We start from the raw sequence: 21,019 nt of genomic DNA on the forward strand, positions 1-21,019 counted from the left end.
CAAAACACCTTTAACAGCGTATGTTAATGGACATGTGACACAAAGGTAACATTCCTTTGTGGGAGAGTAAGACAATCAAAAAACTAAAATAGTTCGGTCCTTTTTTATGAGATTTTTTCAATAGAAACCCCCACATCATTAACTTGCCAGCAGATGGAAAATTTTGTGGTATCGGCGCGTAAGTATAGACCTCTTGGTTTCGAGGAGGTAGTGGGACAAGAGCATATTACCACCACATTAGAAAATGCGATTAACTCCAATCATCTTGGCCAAGCCTTGTTGTTCTGCGGACCCAGGGGAGTAGGTAAAACCACATGCGCCAGAATTCTCGCAAAAACCATTAATGACTTTGAAAGTGAGTCTGGTGAGGGCAACAACAACTTCAACATCTTCGAATTAGATGCGGCATCTAATAACTCAGTAGAGGATATTCGAAACCTGATAGATCAGGTGAGGTATCCACCGCAGACGGGTAAGTATAAAGTCTACATCATTGATGAGGTTCACATGCTTTCCACGCAGGCGTTCAATGCTTTTTTGAAGACATTGGAAGAGCCACCTGAATATGCCATTTTCATCCTGGCAACAACAGAAAAACATAAGGTAATTCCAACCATTCTTTCGAGGTGTCAGATTTATGACTTCAATAGAATTGAAGTGGCCGATATCGTGAAGCAACTGGAGAAAATTGCCGAAAGCGAAAAAGTAGAAGCTGAAAAGGAGGCACTTCATTTGATTGCTCAAAAAGCTGATGGCGCACTACGAGATGCGCTTTCCATCTTTGATTTGATTACGACCTTTTCTTCAGATGGTAAAATCACCTACCAGGATACCATTAAGAATCTCCACATTCTGGATTATGACTACTACTTCAAGTTGGTCGATGACTTGCTGGGGCAAAATATGTCCGGAGCACTCATTCTTTTCGACGAAATCCTGAGAAATGGATTTGACGGGAATAATTTTCTGAATGGCTTTCAGCAACACCTAAGAAACTTACTTGTTTCAAAAGATGAGAAAACGATTACGTTGCTTGATGTTACAGACAACTTAAAAACCAAATACGCTGAGCAAGCAGCTAAATGCAGCCCATCATTTTTACTTTCTGCTCTTAACATCTCCAATCAGTTTGAGTTGAACTTCAAGCAAAGTAAAAATCAGCGACTACATGTGGAGCTTTGTCTGATGAAGCTTGCTCACTTGCCTGCAGCGCTGACCCTTAGCTCCTCAGACAATGGAGCAAAAAAAAAAGACCAGCCAGTAACGAATTAAAGGATACCCCTGTAAAACCTGAGCAGGAAACAACTGCTGAGTCACAACCGCAAACTGATACTCCACCACCTCCAACGGAGGAGCCTCAGGCGACAATAAGTGAACACCCTTCTGCGTCTGTCACACCCAAGCAGAAACCCAGCCCGATTGTAAAGCCGTCCAATACAGATAAGCTGAAAGAAACACCGAGCATTTTTGGTAAGAAGAAAAAGAAGGTATCGGTAGAGGAGGCTTCACCGGTTATTGATAAAAAGGAAAATGATTTTTCCAATGATGATCTACAAAAGGCTTGGAAAGCTTTTGCTGAGCAAAAAAAGGATGCAGGCGATACTGAAAGGCTGGTTTTGAGCAAGTCTGTAAAAAAGGGAGAGAATCACAGTGTGATTTTGATGTTGGGCAGTCAGCTGGAGGTTAGCTTTCTGGAAAAATTTGATACTGAAGTTGTACAGTTTCTGAGATCAGAACTTCAGAATGATCACATTGTCATCCGAACGGAGATAGCCGAGATTGAAAGTGAAAAGAAGCTTTATACCAGCACAGATATCTTCGATTACATGGTCAAACAAAATCCGGATTTGAAGGACTTAAAAGATCGGTTGGGGTTAGATTTTGATTATTAAAAGTGTTGCCCTCAGGCTGAGAAGCCCTTCATTTTGGCTTGACCCAAAAACGAAGCAAAAAGGTCAAGACTTATTCATCAATGGCTAAAAATGATTCATTTCGCCTAAAATCCTCGAAACTCGCTCGCTATCACCCTCAAACAGTCGAGTCTTTCTTTACGACTCCATTCATCATCATTATTCTTACGCCATTCCTGAATAGGTCTAACGAAGAACTACTCCTCGTCATACACCTTCAACTCCTGACCAACATCCAAAGCAAATCCATTAAGATTGTTGAGGTCTACCACTTCATCTACTGTCATGCCATACTTTCTTGAAATTGCATAGACCGTCTCCCCTGGTGCCACCGTATGACTGATAATTTTCTTTCCGACAGAAGCTTCCTCAATGGGAGCTTTCACCTGAATGTTTTGCCCTATGCTTATGGAGTTTGGATCAGGAAGATGATTCCATCTGAGCAAATCTTCCATCTCTACTTCATAAAGCTGAGATATACTCCAGAGAGTTTCGCCTGCCGCGATGGTATGAATCTTTACTTTCTTTAAACGCTCTTCTTTGGTGTCAACCACTGGCACAATAATGTCCGGTACTTCTTCTTCAATGATTTCTTCACTAACGGGTTCTTCTACTGACTCTTTAGTTATGATTTCATCATCCACATCTTCGGTGGAGGCGGTAGGTCTGGCAGCTGGTTTGGTAATGTTTGGTTTGCTCAGTTCATGATAGGCAATTGGTTCGCTGGAAGGGCGCGTTTTATCCATCCACAGTACTCGGCCCGGCTTCAACTCATCGATAATACTCATTCGGTTTCGTTTCGCTAGCCTGGATAATCTTATTCCATATTGTTGAGAGATTTCCCATAGTGATTCATCTCGCTTCGCCACATGAAATCCAATTTTGGCTTTACCCTTTTTCTTTTTGATATAGTAAAATTCATTCGGGATTATCTTATCATCCTCGCTCATGTCATTGTATTTTCTGAAACGTTTTTCTGAAATGCCGGCACGAGCGGAAAGGCTGTGAACATCATCAAACTCCCGGGCAAGTATTGAAGGAATGCCATTCAGTGGGATAATGGTAGACTTATTCGCTTCTGTAATTCCAGGCTTCAGCTCAGTAGGGTAAATCTTCTTTTCAGGTTCTGAGATTTTATTGCGCTTATTGGTGTTTTGAGCTATGGCTCGTTTCGGAGGCGTTCCCTGACGTGGAATCAATACAGAATAAGTTTTGTCTTTGGGCACATCTCCTCGTTTCAACCATTTGTTGTATTTCTCCAGTTCTTCAAGGTCTACCTTTTCCTCTTTGGCAATTTGCGAGAGGCTTTTCCCTCCGGCATTCGTGATTTCATCCAACCAGATTCCTTCTGAGTGGGGATGACCAACAGCAGGGGTGAAGGCCACTATGTGAGCAATGAATTTTTTGACATACCAATGTGTCTTGCTGTTGATAGTCATTCGTTTAGCCCCAAGGTTGGAATTGTCCACATATTTCTGAGCTCCACCTCGTCCGGTATTGTACGCCATCACCGAATACACCCAGTTTTTCAGAAAGTAATTGTGACTATTGAGGTATTTGGCTGATCCCCTTGAAGCAGATACAATGTTCAATCGTTCATCCACATTTCGATCTACTCGCAAGTCCACTTCACGTGCGGTAAAATCTTTGAATTGCCAGAAACCAACTGCATTGGCAGAAGAAACTGCGTCAGAGATAAGGGCACTTTCCTGAATGGCAAGAAACTTTATTTCATCGGGAATACCCGCTTCTCTATGCTCTCGTTCAATGATCGGGAAGTAGAGGTTCATTCGATCAACCAGAATGTTGTAGTAGGTTTGACTCTGAGTGAGTCGATCCACGTCTTTTTGAATTTGTCTACGTGTGGATTCATTGATTGTGAGACGTAAGTCACCCAGCATCATCTCACCAGGAACTGTTTGGGCAAAACCGCCACAAGAAATGGCTAAGAATATCAGCCAGTTCAAAACTCGAAACTTAAAACTCGAAACTTTCAATTTCATACTTTTCTCAAAATCATCAAACCATCACGAATAGGGAATAGAACGTTTTGCACACGGGAATCCGCATGTACCTTTTTGTTAAATGCTCGTATGGCTTCCGTGTCTTTGTCGTTTTTAGTTTTATCAAACACCTTACCACTCCAAAGCACATTATCAGCAATGATAAATCCTCCGGTGTTCACATGATCAATTACCTGATCGAAATAATTTGCATAGTTTTCCTTGTCTGCGTCGATAAAAACCAGATCCCATTTTTCTTTCAGCTTGGGGATGATGTCTGAGGCATTTCCCACACGCAAATCAATCTGATCGGCCCATTTGGATTGATTGAAATACTCTTTTGTTCGCACAGCCAGCTCTTCATTGTTATCAATGGTTATCAACCGTCCATCTGACTGCATGCCTTCTGCCATACATAGCGCAGCATACCCGGTATAGGTACCGATTTCCAGGATGTTTTTAGGCTGAATCATGTGCGATAGCATAGATAAAACGCGCCCTTGTAGGTGGCCGGAGAGCATGCGAGGCTTTAAAACATGGAGGTGAGTTTCCCGATTGATCTGCTGAAGCAAATCAGATTCAGGTTCAGAGTGATCTTCTACGTATCTCTGAAGATCTTCAGGTAAAAATTCCATGTACGTAAAGATAGGATTATTCCGGCAGATATGTCAAGGCACTCATCTCTTCAGTGGGTAGGTAGCGAATGGCCAGGTCTTGAATATCAGCCGCTGTAATTTTGTCAATTTTATCAAATACGCTGTTGATGTCGGGTACTTTATTCAGGTCCAATTGACTCTTGGCCATCATCAGCATCACTGCATTTCTATTTTCTTCAGATAAGGCCATTTGTCCCTTGATCTGATTTTTGGCCTTGTGAAGTTGCATTGTGCCGAGTGGCTTTTTCTTCAAAGCTTCAATTTCTTTCAGGATGATGCGTTGACTCTTTTTTATGTTTTTCGGATCAGTCGCGAAATAGACGGCAAACTGGCCGGTTTCAAGATATGGTGCATAACTCGCATCAACCCCATAAACCAATCCATGCTTCTCTCTTAGTGAAAGATTCAGTCTGGAACTCATACTTGGTCCCCCGAGCAGATTTACCAAAAAGAAAAATGGGATTCGATTTTCATCTTTGATGCTCAAAGACGGCATACCCATAGCAAAGTGTGCCTGCGTGATGGGTTTTCTGATTTCCTTTCTTGAAGGTTGATAGCCTGAGAACCAATTTCTGGCAGGGGTGTGATTCTTGTGCGGTATTTCACTCAGATACTTGTTCGCAAGTTTCTCAACCTTCGTAGCTGAATAATTACCTACGCTGGACAGGATGATTTTTTCAGTATTCAGGTTGCGATCCAGAAATGACCGAAAGTCGCCCTGATGAAACGAATTAACAGTTTTTTCTGTACCAAGAATATTTTTACCCAGTGCATGGTTGGGAAAAATGAGCTCATCAAATTCATCCTGGATGGCATCTTCAGGGGTATCCCGGTACATGCTCATTTCCTCAAGTATGACTGATCGTTCTTTTTCTATTTGCTTCTCAGGAAAAGTGGAGTTGAAGGTGATGTCTGCGAGGAGTTCCACTGCTTTTTCCAGATGAATATCTAATAGGGTGGCGTAAAAACAGATCTTTTCCTTGGTGGTGTACGCATTCAATTCCCCTCCAAGGGATTCCAGTCGATTGATGATGTGGTAGGAACTGCGCTTAGTGGTGCCTTTGAAAGCCATGTGTTCAAGAAAGTGTGCCAGACCTTGCTCATTCGAGGTTTCATCCCGGCTGCCGATATCAAGCATGATACCCACATGGGAGATTTTGGTTTGGGGTACTTCCTTGTGAATGACCCTTATACCATTCGACAATTCTATCAGCTCGTATTCCTTCTTGCTCATGGGGGTGCAAAGGTAGAACTTAAGTTGCTAGTTATAAGTCTCAAGTTCCAAGTATGATCTTTAAATAGAATAATTCCCCCATTGAAGCAGGGTCGTTGCATTCTGATTTTTTGGAATTTTTAAAAACACCTTGATTCCCCTTTTGGAAGAGGTTGGGGTAGGTAATACATAAAACAGTTTTTAAAAAAGTCAAAAATCGTAGAATTCCTTCAAAGTATACTAGCGTGCGATAGTTCTGCTTTTTGAGGGAGTGATGGATTTAAAGAGTGTCTTTCAAAAGGAGGAATAAAGGGTGGTTTTACTCCTTCCCCGGAAGCTTCTTCATCGCTTTGGCCACCCCATTCCAAATCTCCTTCCTGTCAAAAGTCGGATTCATTTCCATATACTTTACAGCATTGGATCGCCAAACAAGCTCAGAATTTTCCCGATCAATGACGTCTATCACGAGGCTGCCTTTTAAGAATTTTTGATACTCTGGATAAAGCATGGTAAGCCATTCTCGCTCTCCTTGATAGGTGCCATCATAGAAACCATCGAAATTTCCCACCTCCGTGGAATCTTCCTCGATTACCATAAAAAAGTTGACGATCAGATCAGATTGATCATCTCCCTGCTGATAGCCTTTTTTATACATATTGTACGCCACTGCATTGGCAATTTCATCCACTACTTTTTTATCGTAGAGATAATCTGGTCCCTGATATGTGACCTCACATCCTTCCAGCCAACACCATGTCTCAAAATCATCAAAGGATTGATCGGGTTTTTGATAGGTTTTGACTGTTACTGCACAGGCTGTCAACACAAAAAAAGAGAGGATAAGAACGACCTTCATGACCTTTTAATTTTTAAGCAAGGTCTGTGATTGGTGAATTAAAGTGCCTGACTGGAATCAGACTTGGATGTGAATTTTGTCAATCCAATGTGTTTAATTTATGAGTTAGGTATTCTTTCTCACGCTCATTTTTTGTTAATTCCACCGCTATTTTCAATGCTGTTTTTGCCCCTTCAGTATTTCCGATTTTATGAAGCATTTCACTTTTAATTGCATAGAAAAGGTAATATTCCTCAAAAAAAAGGGTTGCCTCCAAACGCTCCACTTCCTTCAATCCAAGGAGTGGTCCATGTACCTTTTCCAAAACTACCGCACGATTTAGTTCTACTATTGGAGAGGGCGTAAGCTGAAGTTGTAAATCATATAGGCTAAGAATATTTTTCCAATCGGTCTCTACAAAGGTTTCCGCACGGCAATGTGTTGCACTAATAGCTGCCTGAATGAGGTATTCATTCATGGCTCCTTGCTCTGAAGCCGCATCCAAAAAGCGTAAACCTTTTTGGATTAGCTCCAGATCCCACTTAGATCGATCCTGATCTTCCAGCGAAATAACATTCCCTTTTTGATCCACTCTAGCATCGAATCTGGAAGAATGAAAATGCATTAGGGCCATCAAAGCATTTGCCGATGGTGTGTTGCAGATTTCACTTTCTAGCAAAACGCTGTTTAGTCGGATTGCATCTTCACATAAGTCTTTTCGAATCAAACTTTCGCCCTCAGCGGATTTATACCCCTCATTGAAAAGTAGATAAATGATCTTGAGAACGATCTCGAGTCTTTTTTCAATCTCATGTGCCGGAGGCAAAATCAGCTTGATTTCCTCCTGCTTAAATTTCTTTTTGGCACGAGTATAGGCTTTAGCAACTGTTTCTTCTTTTTTCAGCAATGAACTGGAGATCTCTCGTACGGAAAGTCCACCCAGTATTTTTAGCGTTAGAATGATTTGATACTCCTGGCTTAATGTAGGATGACAACAGGCAAACATCATCCGCACCATATCGTCGTTGATCGATTCTAAGGATAAGTCTTCTTTCATTTCTTCTACACGTTCCGGTACCTCTTGATTATTTGTTTTTTGATCTCTCCTTAGTTGATCGATCATTTTATTACGAGCTACCCGTAAGATCCATCCGGTAGGATTATCAGGAATTTGGGCGTAGGGCCAGGTCTGCATTGCTTTGATTAATGCTTCCTGAACGCTATCCTCTGCTAGTTCCAGATTAGACGAACCAAACCTGCTGGTAAGGTGAGATACTGCCTTACCATATTCGGTGCGGAAAAAGTGATCAACGAGTTGAGAGGTTTGCATGAGGTTTCTTCATTAGAATGTCATCCTGAACGCAGTGAAGGATTTTCAACATTAAAAGGTAGATCCTTCGTTTCACACAGGATGACATTACAAGGATGTTACATTGCCATATCTGTAATTATTTCTCTTACCTCAGTAGTGCCTCCAAATTCGAAAATGGGGCAGTCTTTGGAGAGTTCTACTGCATGATCCATGTCTTTTGCCTCCAAATGAACATAGCCACCAACAATTTCTTTTCCTTCAGCGAATGGTCCATCTGTTACAATTTTGCCCCCTGGACCTACTACTTTTCCTTCAGACTGTAGTGGGTAACCTTCAGCTTTTACTTTGGCCATCCATTCGCCCCATCGCTGCATGTGTGCTTGCATTTCTTCTGGTGACTGATCTGCATAGCCTTCATCACCACCTCGGAATACGTACAAAAACTTTTTCATTGTGTTGTAGAGTTTTAGTTAAGATAAATATTTCCCTTTAGACGAAGAGGGTTTTTCAGAATGGACAATGAAGAATAGAAATTAGTTGAGCAACTCACTAAATTCATTGATTTTTGTACTATGAACTTATCCGAAATACTTGATATTGATTCGCAGTTATTAAACTATGTGATCATTCCTTTGCTGATCTTCTTTGCTAGAATCTGTGATGTTTCAATCAACACCCTAAGGATTATTTTCATGCTAAATAGTAGAAAGTATGTAGCTACCATTCTAGGCTTTTTTGAATCAGCAATTTGGTTATTGGCAATCAGTCAGATTTTTCAAAACCTTGGAAGTTGGCAGACTTTTTTTGCATATGCAGGGGGCTATGCAATGGGCATACTTGTAGGGATGATGATCGAAGAACGCTTGGCAATAGGCAATGTGGTGGTGAGGGTGATTACAGCCAAACCGGCCAATGAGCTGCTTGAATTTTTTAAAGAAAAGCGGATGCGCTTTACAAATTTAGTTGGGGAATCAGCGGATGGTCCGGTTAATGTACTATTTACGGTAATTAAAAGGGAAAAGGTGCCAGAAACTGTATCTGCTATCAATAAATACAATCCTCAGGCACTCTATACAGTGGAAGGTGTGAAAAAGGTAAGTGATGGGGAGTTGATTGATGACAAAGGGTTTTCAAGAAGAATCTTTAGATTGGGTGGTGGAAGGTAGCTTGTCTTCCATAAAGAATACTAATTTTATCATCTCATCACCCGATCAATTTTTTTAATCAGAATTAATGTAGTCCATGAGATACGAGCCGATTGATAATCAATTATTTATTAATAATCGTGAAAAGCTTGCCAAGCGAATGAAGCCTCGATCCGTAGCAATCGTTCATGCCAATGATATCATGCCAACGAATGCCGATGGCACCATGAAGTTTATGCAGAATAGTAACCTCTTTTGGCTAACTGGTGTGGACCAGGAAGAGTCCATCGTGCTAATAGCACCGGACTTTCCAGATGAGAAGATGAGAGAAATTCTTTTCCTGAGAGAGACCAATGAAGAAATAGCGGTCTGGGAAGGGCATAAATTGACTACAAAGGAGGGAACTCAAACTTCAGGAATCAAGAACATTAAATGGACAGCTGAATTTGAAAAAACCTTTTATACCATTCTGGCTGAATGCGATCATATCTACCTTGATAGTAACGAACACATAAGGAATGCCAGTGAAGTGGAGACGCGTAATGCGAGATTTGTGAAAGAATGCAGAGAGAAATACCCACTTTACGAGTACGAACGACTGTTTCCCATCTTACAGGATTTGCGATGTATCAAATCTCAGTTTGAGATCGACATCATGCAGCAAGCTTGCAACATTACCGAGAAAGGCTTTAGAAGAATATTGGAGTTTGTGAAGCCGGGAGTGATGGAGTATGAGGTGGAAGCAGAGTACTTGCATGAATTTGTAAGAAACCGATCAAAAGGGTTTGCTTATGAACCTATCATAGGCGGAGGTGGAAACTCGTGTGTATTACATTACCTGGACAATAACCAGGAGCTAAAAGACGGAGATGTTTTGCTGATGGACGTTGGTGCAGAGTATGGAAATTATAATTCAGATATGACTCGCACTATTCCGGTGAATGGAAGATATACGGAGCGCCAGCGTAAAGTGTATGATGCTGTGCTACGTGTGAAAAATGCAGCTACGGAATTATTGAAACCGGGTAATAGGATTCCAGAATATCATGCGGAGGTTGGTAAGTTGATGGAGAAAGAATTGCTGGATCTGGGACTTATTGACAAAACCGATATTAAAAACGAAGACCCTGAATGGCCGGCCTATAAGAAATATTTCATGCATGGCACCTCGCATCACATTGGGCTGGATGTGCACGATGTGGCCTCAATTTATAAAGTATTCGAACCAGGTATGGTATTTACGGTTGAGCCGGGGATATATATTCCGGAAGAAAATATTGGGATCAGGATTGAGGATGATATTGTGATTACAGAGGATGGACATATCAACCTCATGCAAAACATTCCGATTGAGGCAGAAGAGATTGAAGAGATAATGAATAAATAATCATGGCTAGTACAAAATTTGATTCAGATAAAGCACCAGAACCGGTAGGACTATATCCGCATGCGAGACGTGTTGGAGACTTACTTTTCTTATCTGGTGTGGGTCCAAGAGAGCGAGGGACAAAAAAAATACCCGGGGTGGAGTTGGATGAAAAAGGAGAAATAGCGAGCTATAACATTGCTGAACAGTGTCATTCTGTTTTTAAGAATGTGAGGCTTATCCTGGAGGCTTCCGGGGCGAAATGGGAGGACCTGGTAGATGTTACAGTCTTCCTCACCAATATGAAAGACGATTTTAAAACGTACAATGAGATTTACGCCGAATATTTTAAGGACAATCAGCCTTGCCGGACGACTGTTGAGATTAGCTCTCTTCCAACTCCCATTGCGATTGAATTAAAGTGTATCGCTGCAATCAATAACTAAGCAAAATGGAAGACAATAAATTAACTCTTACGATTGAGGATAAAAACAACTTTCTTGAGACTGCCAGATGGGGGAAATTTTTAGGAATTGTTGGATTTGTGATGAGTGGCCTAATCATCATTGTCTCACTTATCCTTATTGGAGGTGTGGGACTCAATTCAGGTGAATTATATCCTGGTATTGGTAGCGGCATTGGATTTTTCTATTTAGTGTTTTCACTCATCTATATTTTTCCATCTTTATATGTTTATCGTTTTGCTATTCACATTCAAGAGGGAATCAGGTCTGATGATCAGGACAAGTGCTCATCCGCATACAATAACCTGAGAAAGCTTTTTCTATTTATAGGAGTAATGACGATAGTTGTACTGGCGCTGTATGTCTTGGTATTTATGGCTATTTTTCTTGGCGGAGCAATGGGAGGGATGCTTTAATCCAAATTTTGTTCCATCCATTGAATGCCTCTCCGAAGCAAATCAACATAATTACATGCTTCATAATGAGATAGTGTCTCGCTTGTTATGAATTCCATTCGATGACTTTTCTGTTGATTCTTCTCCAGGACAACTTTAGACCGGCTATAGCTAAATAGCTGATCTCTCACACCGTGGATGACGTATGTCGGCACTTTGTAGCTGGCAGGTTTGTAATAGCCAGCCAATGCTATCGCCCCATCAATTAGTTCTGAATGATCGGAAGCAAAGTGAACAGCTCCGGTAGCACCATCGCTGTATCCTGCGATGATTACCTGACTTACTGGCCAGAATTCTTTGATTAGGCCGATCAATCGTACGATTTGTTTTTCCTTAGGGTCTTCCCACCACGAGTGAAATTGCGACAGAGGAGCAATTACCATATACCTGGAAGTATCAATCGAAGGGATCATCAGACAATTCATGAATTCGTCGTTTTTATTTGTTGATACACCCCAGTGTAATGCCATTACAAGCGGCACTTCATTGGTCTTTATTTGTTCAGGAACCGATAATTTCATTTCCCATGAATCTCCTGTCGATAGCTTTATAGAAATATCCCTCAAACCTGGTTTTAGATCCATCTTTCTAATATTACCCCTGGTGGGCAAACCGCTAAATTGCTGGCCAGTAAGAGAGAAGTTTACTATTAGTAAAAGAATGCTTGTGACAAATCGTTTAGTGTACATGATCTTATAAAAAGTTAAAGAAGCCTGTCCCTAGTTTTTTGAAGATCAAAATCACTATTTTTGAGGCTATAATATTATGGATACACTAGAATACAATACGCAGCGTGCACAGCTGAAGCTTAGAGAGTACGGACGGAATGTGCAGAACCTGGTAGCGCACCTTAAGACAGTTGATAATAAAGAAGAGCGAAACAAAAAAGCGGCTACTCTGGTAGAGCTGATGAAGTTGATCAATCCGGACCTTGGAAAGAATAACGAAAGTGATCAAAAGGTATGGGATGATTTGCATATCATTTCCAATTTCGAATTAGATATTGAGGGACCTTTCCCAAAGCCTGACGCATCTGTGTTGGATCGCAAGCCTGAGCGGTTGAAGTATTATTCCAATGAAATCAAATACCGTCACTACGGCAGAGGAGTGGAGCTCCTGATTGATCAGGCTATTGAGATGGAGGATCCTAAAGAACGAGAAGGTGCAGTTGTGGCTATTGGTCGTTTGATGAAAGGTTTCTTCCAGACTTGGAACAAAGAGAGCATAGAGGATGAGCAAATCCTGAAGAACATCAAACGTCTATCCAATGATAAACTGGATATCGATATTGAGACCGTAAAAGAGCTTGGGCTATTTGACTCTGAGAAGAAACACTCAAATAGAAGAAGTAGCAGCAGCCAAAACAAAGGCCGTCGAAATAACCAGGGAGGCAAAGGTCGTCGCAACAATAATCAGGGCGGACGCAACAGACGAAGAAATTAATTCCACTTTCCAGGAAATAGTTGTTTAGCTGATTAGTGAATTAGTTCAGCAAGGCTTTTATTTGTCGATGCTAATTCACTAATTAACTAATCACGAAAATATGTCATCTTTTCGGGTAGAAGGCGGTCACCAGCTTAACGGTGAAATCATTCCCCAGGGGGCCAAAAACGAGGCACTCCAAATCATATCAGCAGTATTACTCACGGATCAGGAGGTTGTTATTAATAAGATACCTCAGATACGTGATGTGTTAAAGTTGATTGATTTGCTGGAGGATATGGGCGTGGAGGTATCCAAAAATGGAGGCGAATCCTACACATTTAAAGCTGCGAACGTAAACCTGGACTTTCTGGATACGCAAGACTTTAAGGAAAAAGCCGCTTCACTACGTGGATCTATTATGATTCTTGGACCATTGTTGGCACGGTTTGGAACAGGCAAAATGCCAAAACCTGGAGGTGATAAGATTGGGAGAAGACGTCTTGACACACACTTCGTAGGATTTCAAAACCTGGGGGCTAAATTCAATTATGACCCTAAAACATCATTTTATTCCGTTGATGGCAGGAATCTGAAAGGTGCCTATATGCTTTTGGATGAAGCGTCTGTAACCGGTACAGCTAATATCATCATGGCAGCTGTGATGGCTGATGGGCTGACGACCATTTACAATGCCGCCTGTGAGCCGTACATTCAGCAGCTCTGCAAAATGCTGGTACGAATGGGTGCCAATATTGAAGGGATTGGCTCTAACTTATTACGAATAGAAGGCGTTAAGTCTCTGAAAGGAACTGAACACACGCTACTGCCAGATATGATTGAGGTCGGGAGTTTTATTGGGATGGCTGCCATGACCAAATCTGACCTCACGATCAAAGACGCTCAAATAGAAGAGCTGGGAATCATTCCGGATACCTTTAAGCGGTTGGGTATTAAAATGGATTTCAAAGGTGACGATATTCACATCCCTTCGCAGGATTCTTACGAAATCGAATCTTACATTGATGGTTCCATCATGACCATTGCAGATGCTATATGGCCGGGACTTACGCCTGATTTGTTGAGTGTAATTCTGGTAACAGCTACCCAAGCGAAAGGGACAGTGCTAATTCATCAGAAAATGTTTGAAAGCCGTTTGTTCTTTGTGGATAAGCTCATCGATATGGGAGCACAGATCATCCTTTGTGATCCCCATAGAGCCACAGTCATTGGTCTGGATAGAGCCTATCCTCTTAGGGGAATAACCATGACCTCACCGGATATCCGAGCTGGTGTTTCATTACTTATCGCTGCAATGTCTGCAGAGGGTGTAAGCACTATTCATAATATCGACCAGATTGATCGTGGGTATCAATTTATAGATGATCGCCTGAATGCACTAGGTGCGAAGATTGAGCGGGTGAGCTAACCCTATCTTGATATTGAAATTACTCCCTCAAAACAACCATCCTGGGCAAGGTATTTATAACCACCATCTGTTTCAAACTCTAGAGTGTATATACCAGAAGGGATATCTGATGGAGCTTTTATGATCAAATATGAGGAATTAAAGTCTTCATAACCTTTATCTACAATCTCACCTTCAAACCTCAATGAGGAATCCACGAAAGTTACTGTTTCTGGACAACTGTAGCACCTATAGGTATTTAACCAAGGAACAATGTCAACTCTGATTTCTTCATCATAATTATACGATGACTTTTCAGTGCAAAATTTTATATCAGAAATGGTGATAATATTCGAGCTGTCAGGCATAACCTTAGTTGTTCCATCCAACGCATAAACCTCCAATTCGTAATTGCCTGCTGGTATATTAGGAGGAATTTCAAATGCTTTAATGCTATTATAACCATCTTCACTGTTTATTGGATCATGATAATATTGTCTGAGTTTTATACCATTTAAATATACATAAGACTCAAAAGCACCTGACGAAATTTTAGAAATAACCTGATTTCCCTGGTAGATAAGCACTTCATTTTCAGGTACGTTGTTATAGCTAGGGGTAAAAATTTTATACTTGCCGTATACCATGAGACCCTCTAACTCATAATAGGAATCATGATACTTGAGAAAGTAAGTTATTTCATCACCTAGGTCAGGCAAGTAACCATGATAATAGAATGAAATAGTTTGATCGGAAATTTCTGTTATTCTAAATGAACCGTTTGACGTAAGGCCTTGGTCAACACCGTCTTCTATTCGTCTTTGCCAAATACTAAAAGCATCATCCAATTGCGGAGCGTTTTCCACATTGATCTGAATAGTATCGCTTGATCGTGTACCGGGATCAACAACGATTTCAGTAGTTGAGAGCCCTGTTATTGTAAATGCATTGTAAATAAATGCATTTTCTTTTACTAGTAAGTCAAAACCAGATGATTCGTCAAATGCAATTTGTAAATCATGACTGCCACCTTCCAAAAATGGTACTGGAAATTGAAAAACAGAGTCATTTTCAGTGATAATGCCAGATACTTCAGTTAATCCAAACTTAATGTGATTGATTTTTTGAGCTTTTGATAATCGAAGTGTCAATGTATCCCCCTCAACACCGGAATCGGGTGTTAAGGAAATAATGCTGGGGGGATCAGGTTCCGGAGTAGGTTCTGAAGAATCATTACAGGTGGTGAGAAGAAGGGATATAGAAAAAAAGCCTAATAACTGCAGATGTTTCATTATGTACAACAAAAATATATTTACTAATTGGCTGCAATTATAGCGGTTTAGTGAGATGAAGAAAAATGACTATTAAAATTCGTTCCTCTATTCAGATGGTCAGGAACTGAAGGTTAATATTATTCTCTCAAAATGATAGAAGTACGGTCTTTACAACCGTAATATCTCGTCCTATTCCCACCATCTAATAGACTTCTATTTGGTTTAAATGGACTCGACAACCTCAGATGCCCTATCAATTTCTTCAAATGAGTTGAAATAGTGAGGAGACAATCGTACCGCCCACTCAATGTTCTTTTTGCTAAAATCAATAAATCCCCATTCCTTACTGCTGATGCTATGAAAGACATTGTTTTCATTTAGAGCACTTTGGATCTCCTCTATTGACTTATTGCCTTTTCTGAAGGTAAGAATGTTGCTTTTTTGACTGCCTCTGTCGTACATAGTTACGTCTGGTATGGATCGCAAATTATCTCTGAATCGAATCATCAACTCACGATTATATGTTTCAATTTGATCTACCCCGATTTGATTTAAGTATCGAATGGCTTCCGCCAGGCCAATAAGCAAAGCATATGGCTTTTCCCACAATTCGAACCTCTTAGCGTCCGGAATTAGGGAGAAATCCTCTTCCTGGTTCCAGATAGCTCCTGCACCATCAATCATAAGCGGAAATGATCCGACGTTAAGCACTTTATCAGAAACATAAAGAATACCTGTTCCTCGTGGGCCTCTCAGGAACTTTCTGCCTGTTGCAGCTAAAAAGTCACATTTGATATCATTTACATCTACAGTTATTTGACCAACAGATTGGCATGCATCCACTAAAAACAGGACTTCCTTTTCATTGCATATCTCACCGATTGATTTAACATCCTGAATCAGGCCGGAATTGGTCGGTACATGAGTGACAGATACAAGCTTAGGGTTGAGCTTATCTATTTTTTCACGAAAATCATTAAGGTCCAGATCTCCATTTTCAAGATTCTTGATTCGTTCAATCTTTATTTGGTAACGTTTAGCCAATGAAATGAACTGGATGAAATTGGATGCATAATCATCATCAGTAGTCAGAATTACGTCATTTGGCTTGAAATCAATTGATGCTAAAGCTTTTACATAAGCATCAGTAGCGCTGGCGGCAAAGGCAATATTGTGTGGTTTGCAACTTAGCATTAGGGCAGCTTGATTATAGAAATCATCGATTTCCAGCTTCATGATATCAGTGGCCTTATACCCTCCTTCCTTTTCTTCGAGATCTAAATATTGTTTGATCTTTTCATGAACGGATTTTGGAGGGAGAGACGAACCAGCACTGTTGAGAAAGATTTTATCTCCATAGTTTTCAATATCCTGCTTTATCTGATCAGGGTTCAACGCTTGCCTTTCAGTCATAAGTAGTCCCTTGCTCTGCAATTCTATAACCCTTTTTCAAAATCTCACTTCTTTTTCGTTTATCAAAAAGCAGAGGGTTTGTGTGATTTAAATGGATAAAGTGAATCTTTCTTTTCAGGTAATCTGACTCTCCATCAAATATTGCCATCGTTTCAGATACAAATGGGTGAGGCACCTCATTCATGGGCCGGTTTGGAAGCTCACCCGCATCGTAAAAAGTGGCATCCAGAAAGGCATAATCAATATCAGTGCTACTGACCATTTCAACAATATTTCTATCCCATTTGAACCATTTATCTATATCTGGTATAAAGAGAAATCCTTTATTTCCAGTTACAACCTTGAAACCGGCAGTTTCTGAAAATTCATCACGATGAGGCACAGTAAATGCCTGAGCGGATATATGCTCATTAAGATTGATTTTTTGATCTTGGGTCAGGGATATCAGTTCAATATTTTCCAGTCCAACCAGCTGACTCCAAGGCCCATTTGTCTTCAAAAAATCAATCATTTTTGGTAGTGCATAGACTTTCATATTTTGGGCACCAAACGCTTCTCTACCTAAAAACATCAACCCTGTGTAATGACCAATATGTGCATGTGTAACGAAGATTCCTTCAGGTAGATATGGATATTCTTCATCGGTGAGATTTCGGAAATATTGCAATTGCTTGTCCATGTCTGGTGTGGCTTCAAACAGCCACCACTTCTTGTTATCTGAGTCAATTAAAGCCAATGATGTGATATACCGGGCATTATTGCTATTTCTATGGGCCTGAAGGCATTCGTTTTGACATCCGATATGTGGATAACCTCCATCTTGTGCGATTCCTAGTACAATTACTTTTTGTCCGTAGTTTGAATAGGGGATTAAGATGAATAGAATAATGGTCAGGTACTTCATTAGATAAAACTAAAAAAGCCCCGCTTAATAGCGAGGCTTGTTGTGATCAAAAATTATTTATCAGTCTCTTCGCTGAAGTTTCACACTTTCATTAATCCAGCACCCTACCGTTATCGTTTCACCTTCTTCCATTCCCTCGCTAAATATCTCTTCGATGGAAGGAAACTGTTCCTTGGAAGCGTTCATCTGTGTTTTATTTCCAGCTTTTTCGTACATCTTATAGGCGGCAAGGAAAACGCCACGATCCATTACTTTACTTTTATCTCCCCGACAATCTTCGTAGCTTGTGAAGTATAAATTACCTATCAGATTATACGCTTCAGGGCTTCCCGGTTTTGCGCTTAAAGCCTCATATGCCAGTGTGCGGGCACGAGACTTGTTACCTAATTTACTATTAGCAACTGCCTGTCCTATCAATGCGTCAAATTTTTCTTTATCAGAAGTAGCAAGCTTTTCGGCCTCTTCATGATATTGGAGGCCCTTATTTATTTCACCACTCGCAAGGTATTTGCTCCCAATGGCACTGGCAAGTGCGTAGGAGGGTTGCTCTTTGAAAACCGGTTCGCTGGCCTCCAGAAAATATGGTTGATCCGTACATTTTGCTTCTACAGAATATTTGAAAATTTTCTTTGCTGTGCTAAGGTCTTTCGGGTTGGATCTGAATTTTGGCACAAGCTTTTCTTCAATGAATTCACAAGTCAAAATACCTGGAATTGAACTCAGCCATGCATCTGTTTTGGATTGTTCCTTATCCAGTTTTGATGGGTTTTCGCCACTTTTTCTCTTGGAGTCGATGATATCAGAGATCTGTGTATGAATGTCTAAAACCTTCTCAGCAGACATTTTTGTCGGATCAATAGCGTGAAAGTTTTTTGCAAGCAGCATGTAGGTATTCAGGTTGAATGTTGAAATCTCTGGGCCATTCATTTCATATGCTTCCGCATACAAATCAGCAAGCATAGAATATTTAGCAGGCGTTTTGTAGTACAGTTTAAATGCTTCGTATGCTTTTCGATCAAGTGTGGCAGCATCATTGTCAAAATGCTCAATACGCTGATCGTACATCCACAAAAGCGAATCCTGCAGTCGCTGCTTTCGTTCTTTATCAGTTGTTTTCTTTAGTATGTCTTCGATGCAGTCTACTCCCTGAATATAGATGGATGGATTAAGGTTTGGGTTGTTTTCATAGAGCCAGTTGAGTGGCTTCATCGCTTCCTCATATTTACTTTGAGCTATCAGAAGTTTGTAGTAAGCCTGTTTTTCCATTGCCTGACTTTTCAGGTTTGGATCTTCAGGCCAGTTCCATCCATTCTGGGCCGTTGTAAAAGAAGATACGAGCACCAGTAATGCAAAAATTGTTGATTTAATCATGTCCTTTGAATTGTATTTTGAGTTTGCCTTTTATTATCACTCACCTTGCCAAAACAGTGCCAGGAGGACCTGACGTGCTGGTCACCAAAATGTTTGCAAAATGAGTAATTTTTTATGCTAATACGGGTCTCAATCACATTAGTTTTGTGTTAAATATCACCCAAATAAAACATAGCGATGTTCAATTTTAAAGAAATAATTAGTGTTTCGCTCATACTTTTCTCAGTAATTGATATACTGGGTAGCGTACCGATTATCATTGACCTAAGAAAAAAATTCGGACATGTACAGTCGGAGAAGGCGACTTTTGTCTCAGGAGTAATCATGGTTATTTTCCTTTATTTGGGCGAAAGTATCCTAAATCTGTTCGGCATAGACATCAGTTCTTTCGCAATAGCAGGAGCAATCGTAATGTTTTTATTGGGGATGGAAATGATCCTTGGAAGGCAATTTTTCAAATCTGATCCAGAAGAAATGAAAAGTGCTTCTATTGTACCCTTAGCTTTTCCTCTGATTGCCGGGGCAGGCACCATGACGACTCTTGTTTCTCTGAAAGCCGAGTTTTCTACTTATAATATTCTGGTAGGAATCGCTCTTAACCTAATCTTTGTTTATGTGGTGCTTAAAACCTGTGGGTGGCTAGAGCGAAAAATAGGTACTGCCGGTTTTAATATCCTTCGTAAGGTGTTCGGAATTGTGCTACTTGCCATCGCCATTAAGATTTTCAAAAACCATCTATTTGCATGATTACAATGTTTACAGACGGAGCTGCCAAAGGCAATCCGGGACCGGGTGGTTTTGGAACCATACTCCGGTATGGCGATAAGGAGAAAGAACTATCAGAAGGTTTCAGACTCACTACAAATAATCGAATGGAGCTTTTGGCAGTAATCGCTGGGTTGGAGGCTATTAAGAAACCAGGATGGAAAGTGCTGGTGGTGTCTGATAGTAAGTATGTAGTGGATGCAGTGACCAAAGGCTGGCTGAAAAATTGGGTAGTAAAAGATTTTAAAGGAAAGAAGAACCGAGATCTTTGGGAAAGGTACCTGAAAGCATCCGCACCGCACGATGTTCGGTTTAAGTGGGTGAAGGGACATGCTGGTCATGCAGAGAATGAACGCTGTGATCAACTGGCTGTAGAGGCTGCTGAACGAAAAAATCTGAAAGTAGACACAGCTTTTGAGGCTACAAGTTCGTAAACGCTTATTTTAGTACAGGATTAGATATAATAATTAAGATGAATTTTAATAAAGGCATTTTTTACTTCCTATTTGCGGCAATTGTGATTGGATCAATGGTTGTCTATTTCAAAATTGATCGTGACAGAAAAATGGAGAATCCTAACCTCACGGATTTAGCTACTGAGCCAGACCTGCTTATGAATACAGCAGACAGAACCCTGCAAGACCACAAGTCAATGACCGCAATAAAATTTCTGGAGGATGCCATTAAAATGATGAAGCTTTTGGAAAAAGATGGTGATAGCATTAGTACTCAGGCGATTGAAATTGCTATCTATGATTTAGAGGTGGTAGAAAATCATATAAAGGCGGAAGATATCAACAACGACCTGATGTATGAAGCGTTTGCCGATGCAATGAACTCACTTGCATTTGCATCGCTTCGGATATCGGAGCAATTTATTAGAGAGGGTAAAAAAGAAGAGGCACGGATAACCATCCATCATGCCATGGATCATCTTCAAAATTCCATACGTTTTGCCAGAGGGCAACAAAAAGAGGATGAAATCCGAATTGCCAGTCACTTGCAAAGCCTCATTGATCAACATCTGGAGAATGACATTTCACAGATAGACCTTGTAATGTCTGAGATTGACTCAGTAGTGAAAGCCCATGTAATTGAGTAGA

22 protein-coding genes are annotated in these 21,019 nt (G+C 40.6%); 11 read left to right on the forward strand and 11 right to left on the reverse strand.

Annotation, left to right across the window (positions count from 1 at the left end):
• Positions 1 to 153 precede the first annotated feature (153 nt).
• Positions 154 to 1,272, forward strand: coding sequence for a DNA polymerase III subunit gamma/tau (gene dnaX, locus ACXAH9_RS03375; RefSeq protein ID WP_474893454.1), 1,119 nt, complete (start codon positions 154 to 156; stop codon positions 1,270 to 1,272).
• Between the two features lie 344 nt (positions 1,273 to 1,616).
• Positions 1,617 to 1,892, forward strand: a complete 276-nt coding sequence (locus ACXAH9_RS03380; RefSeq protein ID WP_474893455.1) for a hypothetical protein — start codon at positions 1,617 to 1,619, stop codon at positions 1,890 to 1,892.
• A 215-nt stretch (positions 1,893 to 2,107) separates the two neighbouring features.
• On the opposite strand, the gene ACXAH9_RS03385 is transcribed toward ACXAH9_RS03380, so the two are convergent.
• The 6 genes from ACXAH9_RS03385 to ACXAH9_RS03410 all read right to left on the reverse strand — a co-directional run bounded on the left by ACXAH9_RS03385 (position 2,108) and on the right by ACXAH9_RS03410 (position 8,381).
• Positions 2,108 to 3,877 (reverse strand): lytic transglycosylase domain-containing protein, encoded by a 1,770-nt coding sequence (locus ACXAH9_RS03385; RefSeq protein WP_474893456.1) that lies wholly within the window; start codon positions 3,875 to 3,877, stop codon positions 2,108 to 2,110.
• Between the two features lie 32 nt (positions 3,878 to 3,909).
• On the reverse strand, positions 3,910 to 4,548 hold the full coding sequence (locus tag ACXAH9_RS03390; RefSeq protein WP_474893457.1) for an O-methyltransferase: 639 nt from the start codon (positions 4,546 to 4,548) through the stop codon (positions 3,910 to 3,912).
• A 16-nt stretch (positions 4,549 to 4,564) separates the two neighbouring features.
• Positions 4,565 to 5,803, reverse strand: a complete 1,239-nt coding sequence (locus tag ACXAH9_RS03395; RefSeq protein WP_474893458.1) for a M16 family metallopeptidase — start codon at positions 5,801 to 5,803, stop codon at positions 4,565 to 4,567.
• 298 nt (positions 5,804 to 6,101) lie between these two features.
• Positions 6,102 to 6,638, reverse strand: coding sequence for a DUF4136 domain-containing protein (locus ACXAH9_RS03400; RefSeq protein WP_474893459.1), 537 nt, complete (start codon positions 6,636 to 6,638; stop codon positions 6,102 to 6,104).
• Between the two features lie 79 nt (positions 6,639 to 6,717).
• Entirely contained in the window at positions 6,718 to 7,947 is a 1,230-nt protein-coding gene (locus ACXAH9_RS03405) for an RNA polymerase sigma factor (protein ID WP_474893460.1), read from the reverse strand.
• A gap of 98 nt (positions 7,948 to 8,045) precedes the next feature.
• Positions 8,046 to 8,381 carry a YciI family protein gene (locus tag ACXAH9_RS03410; protein ID WP_474893461.1) on the reverse strand — a complete coding sequence of 112 codons (336 nt, stop codon included), beginning with the start codon at positions 8,379 to 8,381 and terminating at the stop codon, positions 8,046 to 8,048.
• A 120-nt stretch (positions 8,382 to 8,501) separates the two neighbouring features.
• Between ACXAH9_RS03410 and ACXAH9_RS03415 the strand changes: the two genes are divergently transcribed.
• The 4 genes from ACXAH9_RS03415 to ACXAH9_RS03430 all read left to right on the forward strand — a co-directional run bounded on the left by ACXAH9_RS03415 (position 8,502) and on the right by ACXAH9_RS03430 (position 11,320).
• The gene (locus ACXAH9_RS03415; RefSeq protein ID WP_474893462.1) at positions 8,502 to 9,095 is read left to right on the forward strand and encodes a DUF2179 domain-containing protein; all 594 of its coding nucleotides are present in this window, start codon (positions 8,502 to 8,504) and stop codon (positions 9,093 to 9,095) included.
• 76 nt (positions 9,096 to 9,171) lie between these two features.
• Positions 9,172 to 10,461 carry an aminopeptidase P family protein gene (locus ACXAH9_RS03420; RefSeq protein ID WP_474893463.1) on the forward strand — a complete coding sequence of 430 codons (1,290 nt, stop codon included), beginning with the start codon at positions 9,172 to 9,174 and terminating at the stop codon, positions 10,459 to 10,461.
• 2 nt (positions 10,462 to 10,463) lie between these two features.
• Entirely contained in the window at positions 10,464 to 10,886 is a 423-nt protein-coding gene (locus ACXAH9_RS03425; protein ID WP_474893464.1) for a RidA family protein, read from the forward strand.
• Positions 10,887 to 10,891: 5 nt separating this feature from the next.
• A complete protein-coding gene (locus ACXAH9_RS03430; protein WP_474893465.1) occupies positions 10,892 to 11,320 on the forward strand; it encodes a DUF5362 family protein in 429 nt (142 codons plus the stop codon).
• On the opposite strand, the gene ACXAH9_RS03435 is transcribed toward ACXAH9_RS03430, so the two are convergent.
• Positions 11,317 to 11,943, reverse strand: a complete 627-nt coding sequence (locus ACXAH9_RS03435; RefSeq protein WP_474893466.1) for a hypothetical protein — start codon at positions 11,941 to 11,943, stop codon at positions 11,317 to 11,319. The two genes, ACXAH9_RS03430 and ACXAH9_RS03435, sit on opposite strands and share 4 nt — an antisense overlap.
• Positions 11,944 to 12,124: 181 nt before the next feature.
• Here ACXAH9_RS03435 and ACXAH9_RS03440 point away from each other — a divergent pair, with 181 nt between their 5' ends.
• Both ACXAH9_RS03440 and murA read left to right on the forward strand, forming a co-directional pair.
• Positions 12,125 to 12,802 carry a DUF4290 domain-containing protein gene (locus ACXAH9_RS03440; protein ID WP_474893467.1) on the forward strand — a complete coding sequence of 226 codons (678 nt, stop codon included), beginning with the start codon at positions 12,125 to 12,127 and terminating at the stop codon, positions 12,800 to 12,802.
• A gap of 100 nt (positions 12,803 to 12,902) precedes the next feature.
• On the forward strand, positions 12,903 to 14,210 hold the full coding sequence (murA, locus tag ACXAH9_RS03445; protein WP_474893468.1) for a UDP-N-acetylglucosamine 1-carboxyvinyltransferase: 1,308 nt from the start codon (positions 12,903 to 12,905) through the stop codon (positions 14,208 to 14,210).
• 2 nt (positions 14,211 to 14,212) lie between these two features.
• On the opposite strand, the gene ACXAH9_RS03450 is transcribed toward murA, so the two are convergent.
• The 4 genes from ACXAH9_RS03450 to ACXAH9_RS03465 form a co-directional block, all read right to left on the reverse strand.
• Positions 14,213 to 15,490: a hypothetical protein gene (locus tag ACXAH9_RS03450; RefSeq protein ID WP_474893469.1), complete on the reverse strand. Its 1,278-nt coding sequence runs from the start codon at positions 15,488 to 15,490 to the stop codon at positions 14,213 to 14,215.
• 195 nt (positions 15,491 to 15,685) lie between these two features.
• Positions 15,686 to 16,876, reverse strand: a complete 1,191-nt coding sequence (locus ACXAH9_RS03455) for an aminotransferase class V-fold PLP-dependent enzyme (protein ID WP_474893470.1) — start codon at positions 16,874 to 16,876, stop codon at positions 15,686 to 15,688.
• A complete protein-coding gene (locus tag ACXAH9_RS03460; protein WP_474893471.1) occupies positions 16,869 to 17,780 on the reverse strand; it encodes an MBL fold metallo-hydrolase in 912 nt (303 codons plus the stop codon). The genes ACXAH9_RS03455 and ACXAH9_RS03460 overlap by 8 nt, the downstream gene beginning before the upstream one ends.
• Positions 17,781 to 17,840: 60 nt before the next feature.
• Positions 17,841 to 19,151 carry a tetratricopeptide repeat protein gene (locus tag ACXAH9_RS03465; RefSeq protein ID WP_474893472.1) on the reverse strand — a complete coding sequence of 437 codons (1,311 nt, stop codon included), beginning with the start codon at positions 19,149 to 19,151 and terminating at the stop codon, positions 17,841 to 17,843.
• 177 nt (positions 19,152 to 19,328) lie between these two features.
• On the opposite strand from ACXAH9_RS03465, the gene ACXAH9_RS03470 reads away from it, so the two are divergent.
• The 3 genes from ACXAH9_RS03470 to ACXAH9_RS03480 are packed head-to-tail and all read left to right on the forward strand — an operon-like array spanning position 19,329 to position 21,018.
• Positions 19,329 to 19,898 carry a MarC family protein gene (locus ACXAH9_RS03470; protein WP_474893473.1) on the forward strand — a complete coding sequence of 190 codons (570 nt, stop codon included), beginning with the start codon at positions 19,329 to 19,331 and terminating at the stop codon, positions 19,896 to 19,898.
• Entirely contained in the window at positions 19,895 to 20,350 is a 456-nt protein-coding gene (gene rnhA / locus ACXAH9_RS03475; RefSeq protein ID WP_474893474.1) for a ribonuclease HI, read from the forward strand. Before ACXAH9_RS03470 ends, rnhA begins: the two co-directional genes overlap by 4 nt.
• Positions 20,351 to 20,388: 38 nt before the next feature.
• The gene (locus ACXAH9_RS03480; protein WP_474893475.1) at positions 20,389 to 21,018 is read left to right on the forward strand and encodes a hypothetical protein; all 630 of its coding nucleotides are present in this window, start codon (positions 20,389 to 20,391) and stop codon (positions 21,016 to 21,018) included.
• Position 21,019 lies beyond the last annotated feature (1 nt).

This window comes from Ekhidna sp. ABH4_415 (assembly GCF_056161305.1).

Excerpts from the sequence above, each read along its gene's own strand:
- dnaX (WP_474893454.1), top strand. The coding sequence starts at position 154 with ATGGAAAATTTTGTGGTATCGGCGCGTAAGTATAGACCTCTTGGTTTC.
- ACXAH9_RS03390 (WP_474893457.1), bottom strand. The coding sequence starts at position 4,548 with ATGGAATTTTTACCTGAAGATCTTCAGAGATACGTAGAAGATCACTCT.
- ACXAH9_RS03395 (WP_474893458.1), bottom strand. The coding sequence starts at position 5,803 with ATGAGCAAGAAGGAATACGAGCTGATAGAATTGTCGAATGGTATAAGG.
- ACXAH9_RS03400 (WP_474893459.1), bottom strand. The coding sequence starts at position 6,638 with ATGAAGGTCGTTCTTATCCTCTCTTTTTTTGTGTTGACAGCCTGTGCA.
- ACXAH9_RS03405 (WP_474893460.1), bottom strand. The coding sequence starts at position 7,947 with ATGCAAACCTCTCAACTCGTTGATCACTTTTTCCGCACCGAATATGGT.
- ACXAH9_RS03410 (WP_474893461.1), bottom strand. The coding sequence starts at position 8,381 with ATGAAAAAGTTTTTGTACGTATTCCGAGGTGGTGATGAAGGCTATGCA.
- ACXAH9_RS03415 (WP_474893462.1), top strand. The coding sequence starts at position 8,502 with ATGAACTTATCCGAAATACTTGATATTGATTCGCAGTTATTAAACTAT.
- ACXAH9_RS03420 (WP_474893463.1), top strand. The coding sequence starts at position 9,172 with ATGAGATACGAGCCGATTGATAATCAATTATTTATTAATAATCGTGAA.
- ACXAH9_RS03425 (WP_474893464.1), top strand. The coding sequence starts at position 10,464 with ATGGCTAGTACAAAATTTGATTCAGATAAAGCACCAGAACCGGTAGGA.
- ACXAH9_RS03430 (WP_474893465.1), top strand. The coding sequence starts at position 10,892 with ATGGAAGACAATAAATTAACTCTTACGATTGAGGATAAAAACAACTTT.
- ACXAH9_RS03435 (WP_474893466.1), bottom strand. The coding sequence starts at position 11,943 with ATGGATCTAAAACCAGGTTTGAGGGATATTTCTATAAAGCTATCGACA.
- ACXAH9_RS03440 (WP_474893467.1), top strand. The coding sequence starts at position 12,125 with ATGGATACACTAGAATACAATACGCAGCGTGCACAGCTGAAGCTTAGA.
- murA (WP_474893468.1), top strand. The coding sequence starts at position 12,903 with ATGTCATCTTTTCGGGTAGAAGGCGGTCACCAGCTTAACGGTGAAATC.
- ACXAH9_RS03455 (WP_474893470.1), bottom strand. The coding sequence starts at position 16,876 with ATGACTGAAAGGCAAGCGTTGAACCCTGATCAGATAAAGCAGGATATT.
- ACXAH9_RS03460 (WP_474893471.1), bottom strand. The coding sequence starts at position 17,780 with ATGAAGTACCTGACCATTATTCTATTCATCTTAATCCCCTATTCAAAC.
- ACXAH9_RS03465 (WP_474893472.1), bottom strand. The coding sequence starts at position 19,151 with ATGATTAAATCAACAATTTTTGCATTACTGGTGCTCGTATCTTCTTTT.
- ACXAH9_RS03470 (WP_474893473.1), top strand. The coding sequence starts at position 19,329 with ATGTTCAATTTTAAAGAAATAATTAGTGTTTCGCTCATACTTTTCTCA.
- rnhA (WP_474893474.1), top strand. The coding sequence starts at position 19,895 with ATGATTACAATGTTTACAGACGGAGCTGCCAAAGGCAATCCGGGACCG.
- ACXAH9_RS03480 (WP_474893475.1), top strand. The coding sequence starts at position 20,389 with ATGAATTTTAATAAAGGCATTTTTTACTTCCTATTTGCGGCAATTGTG.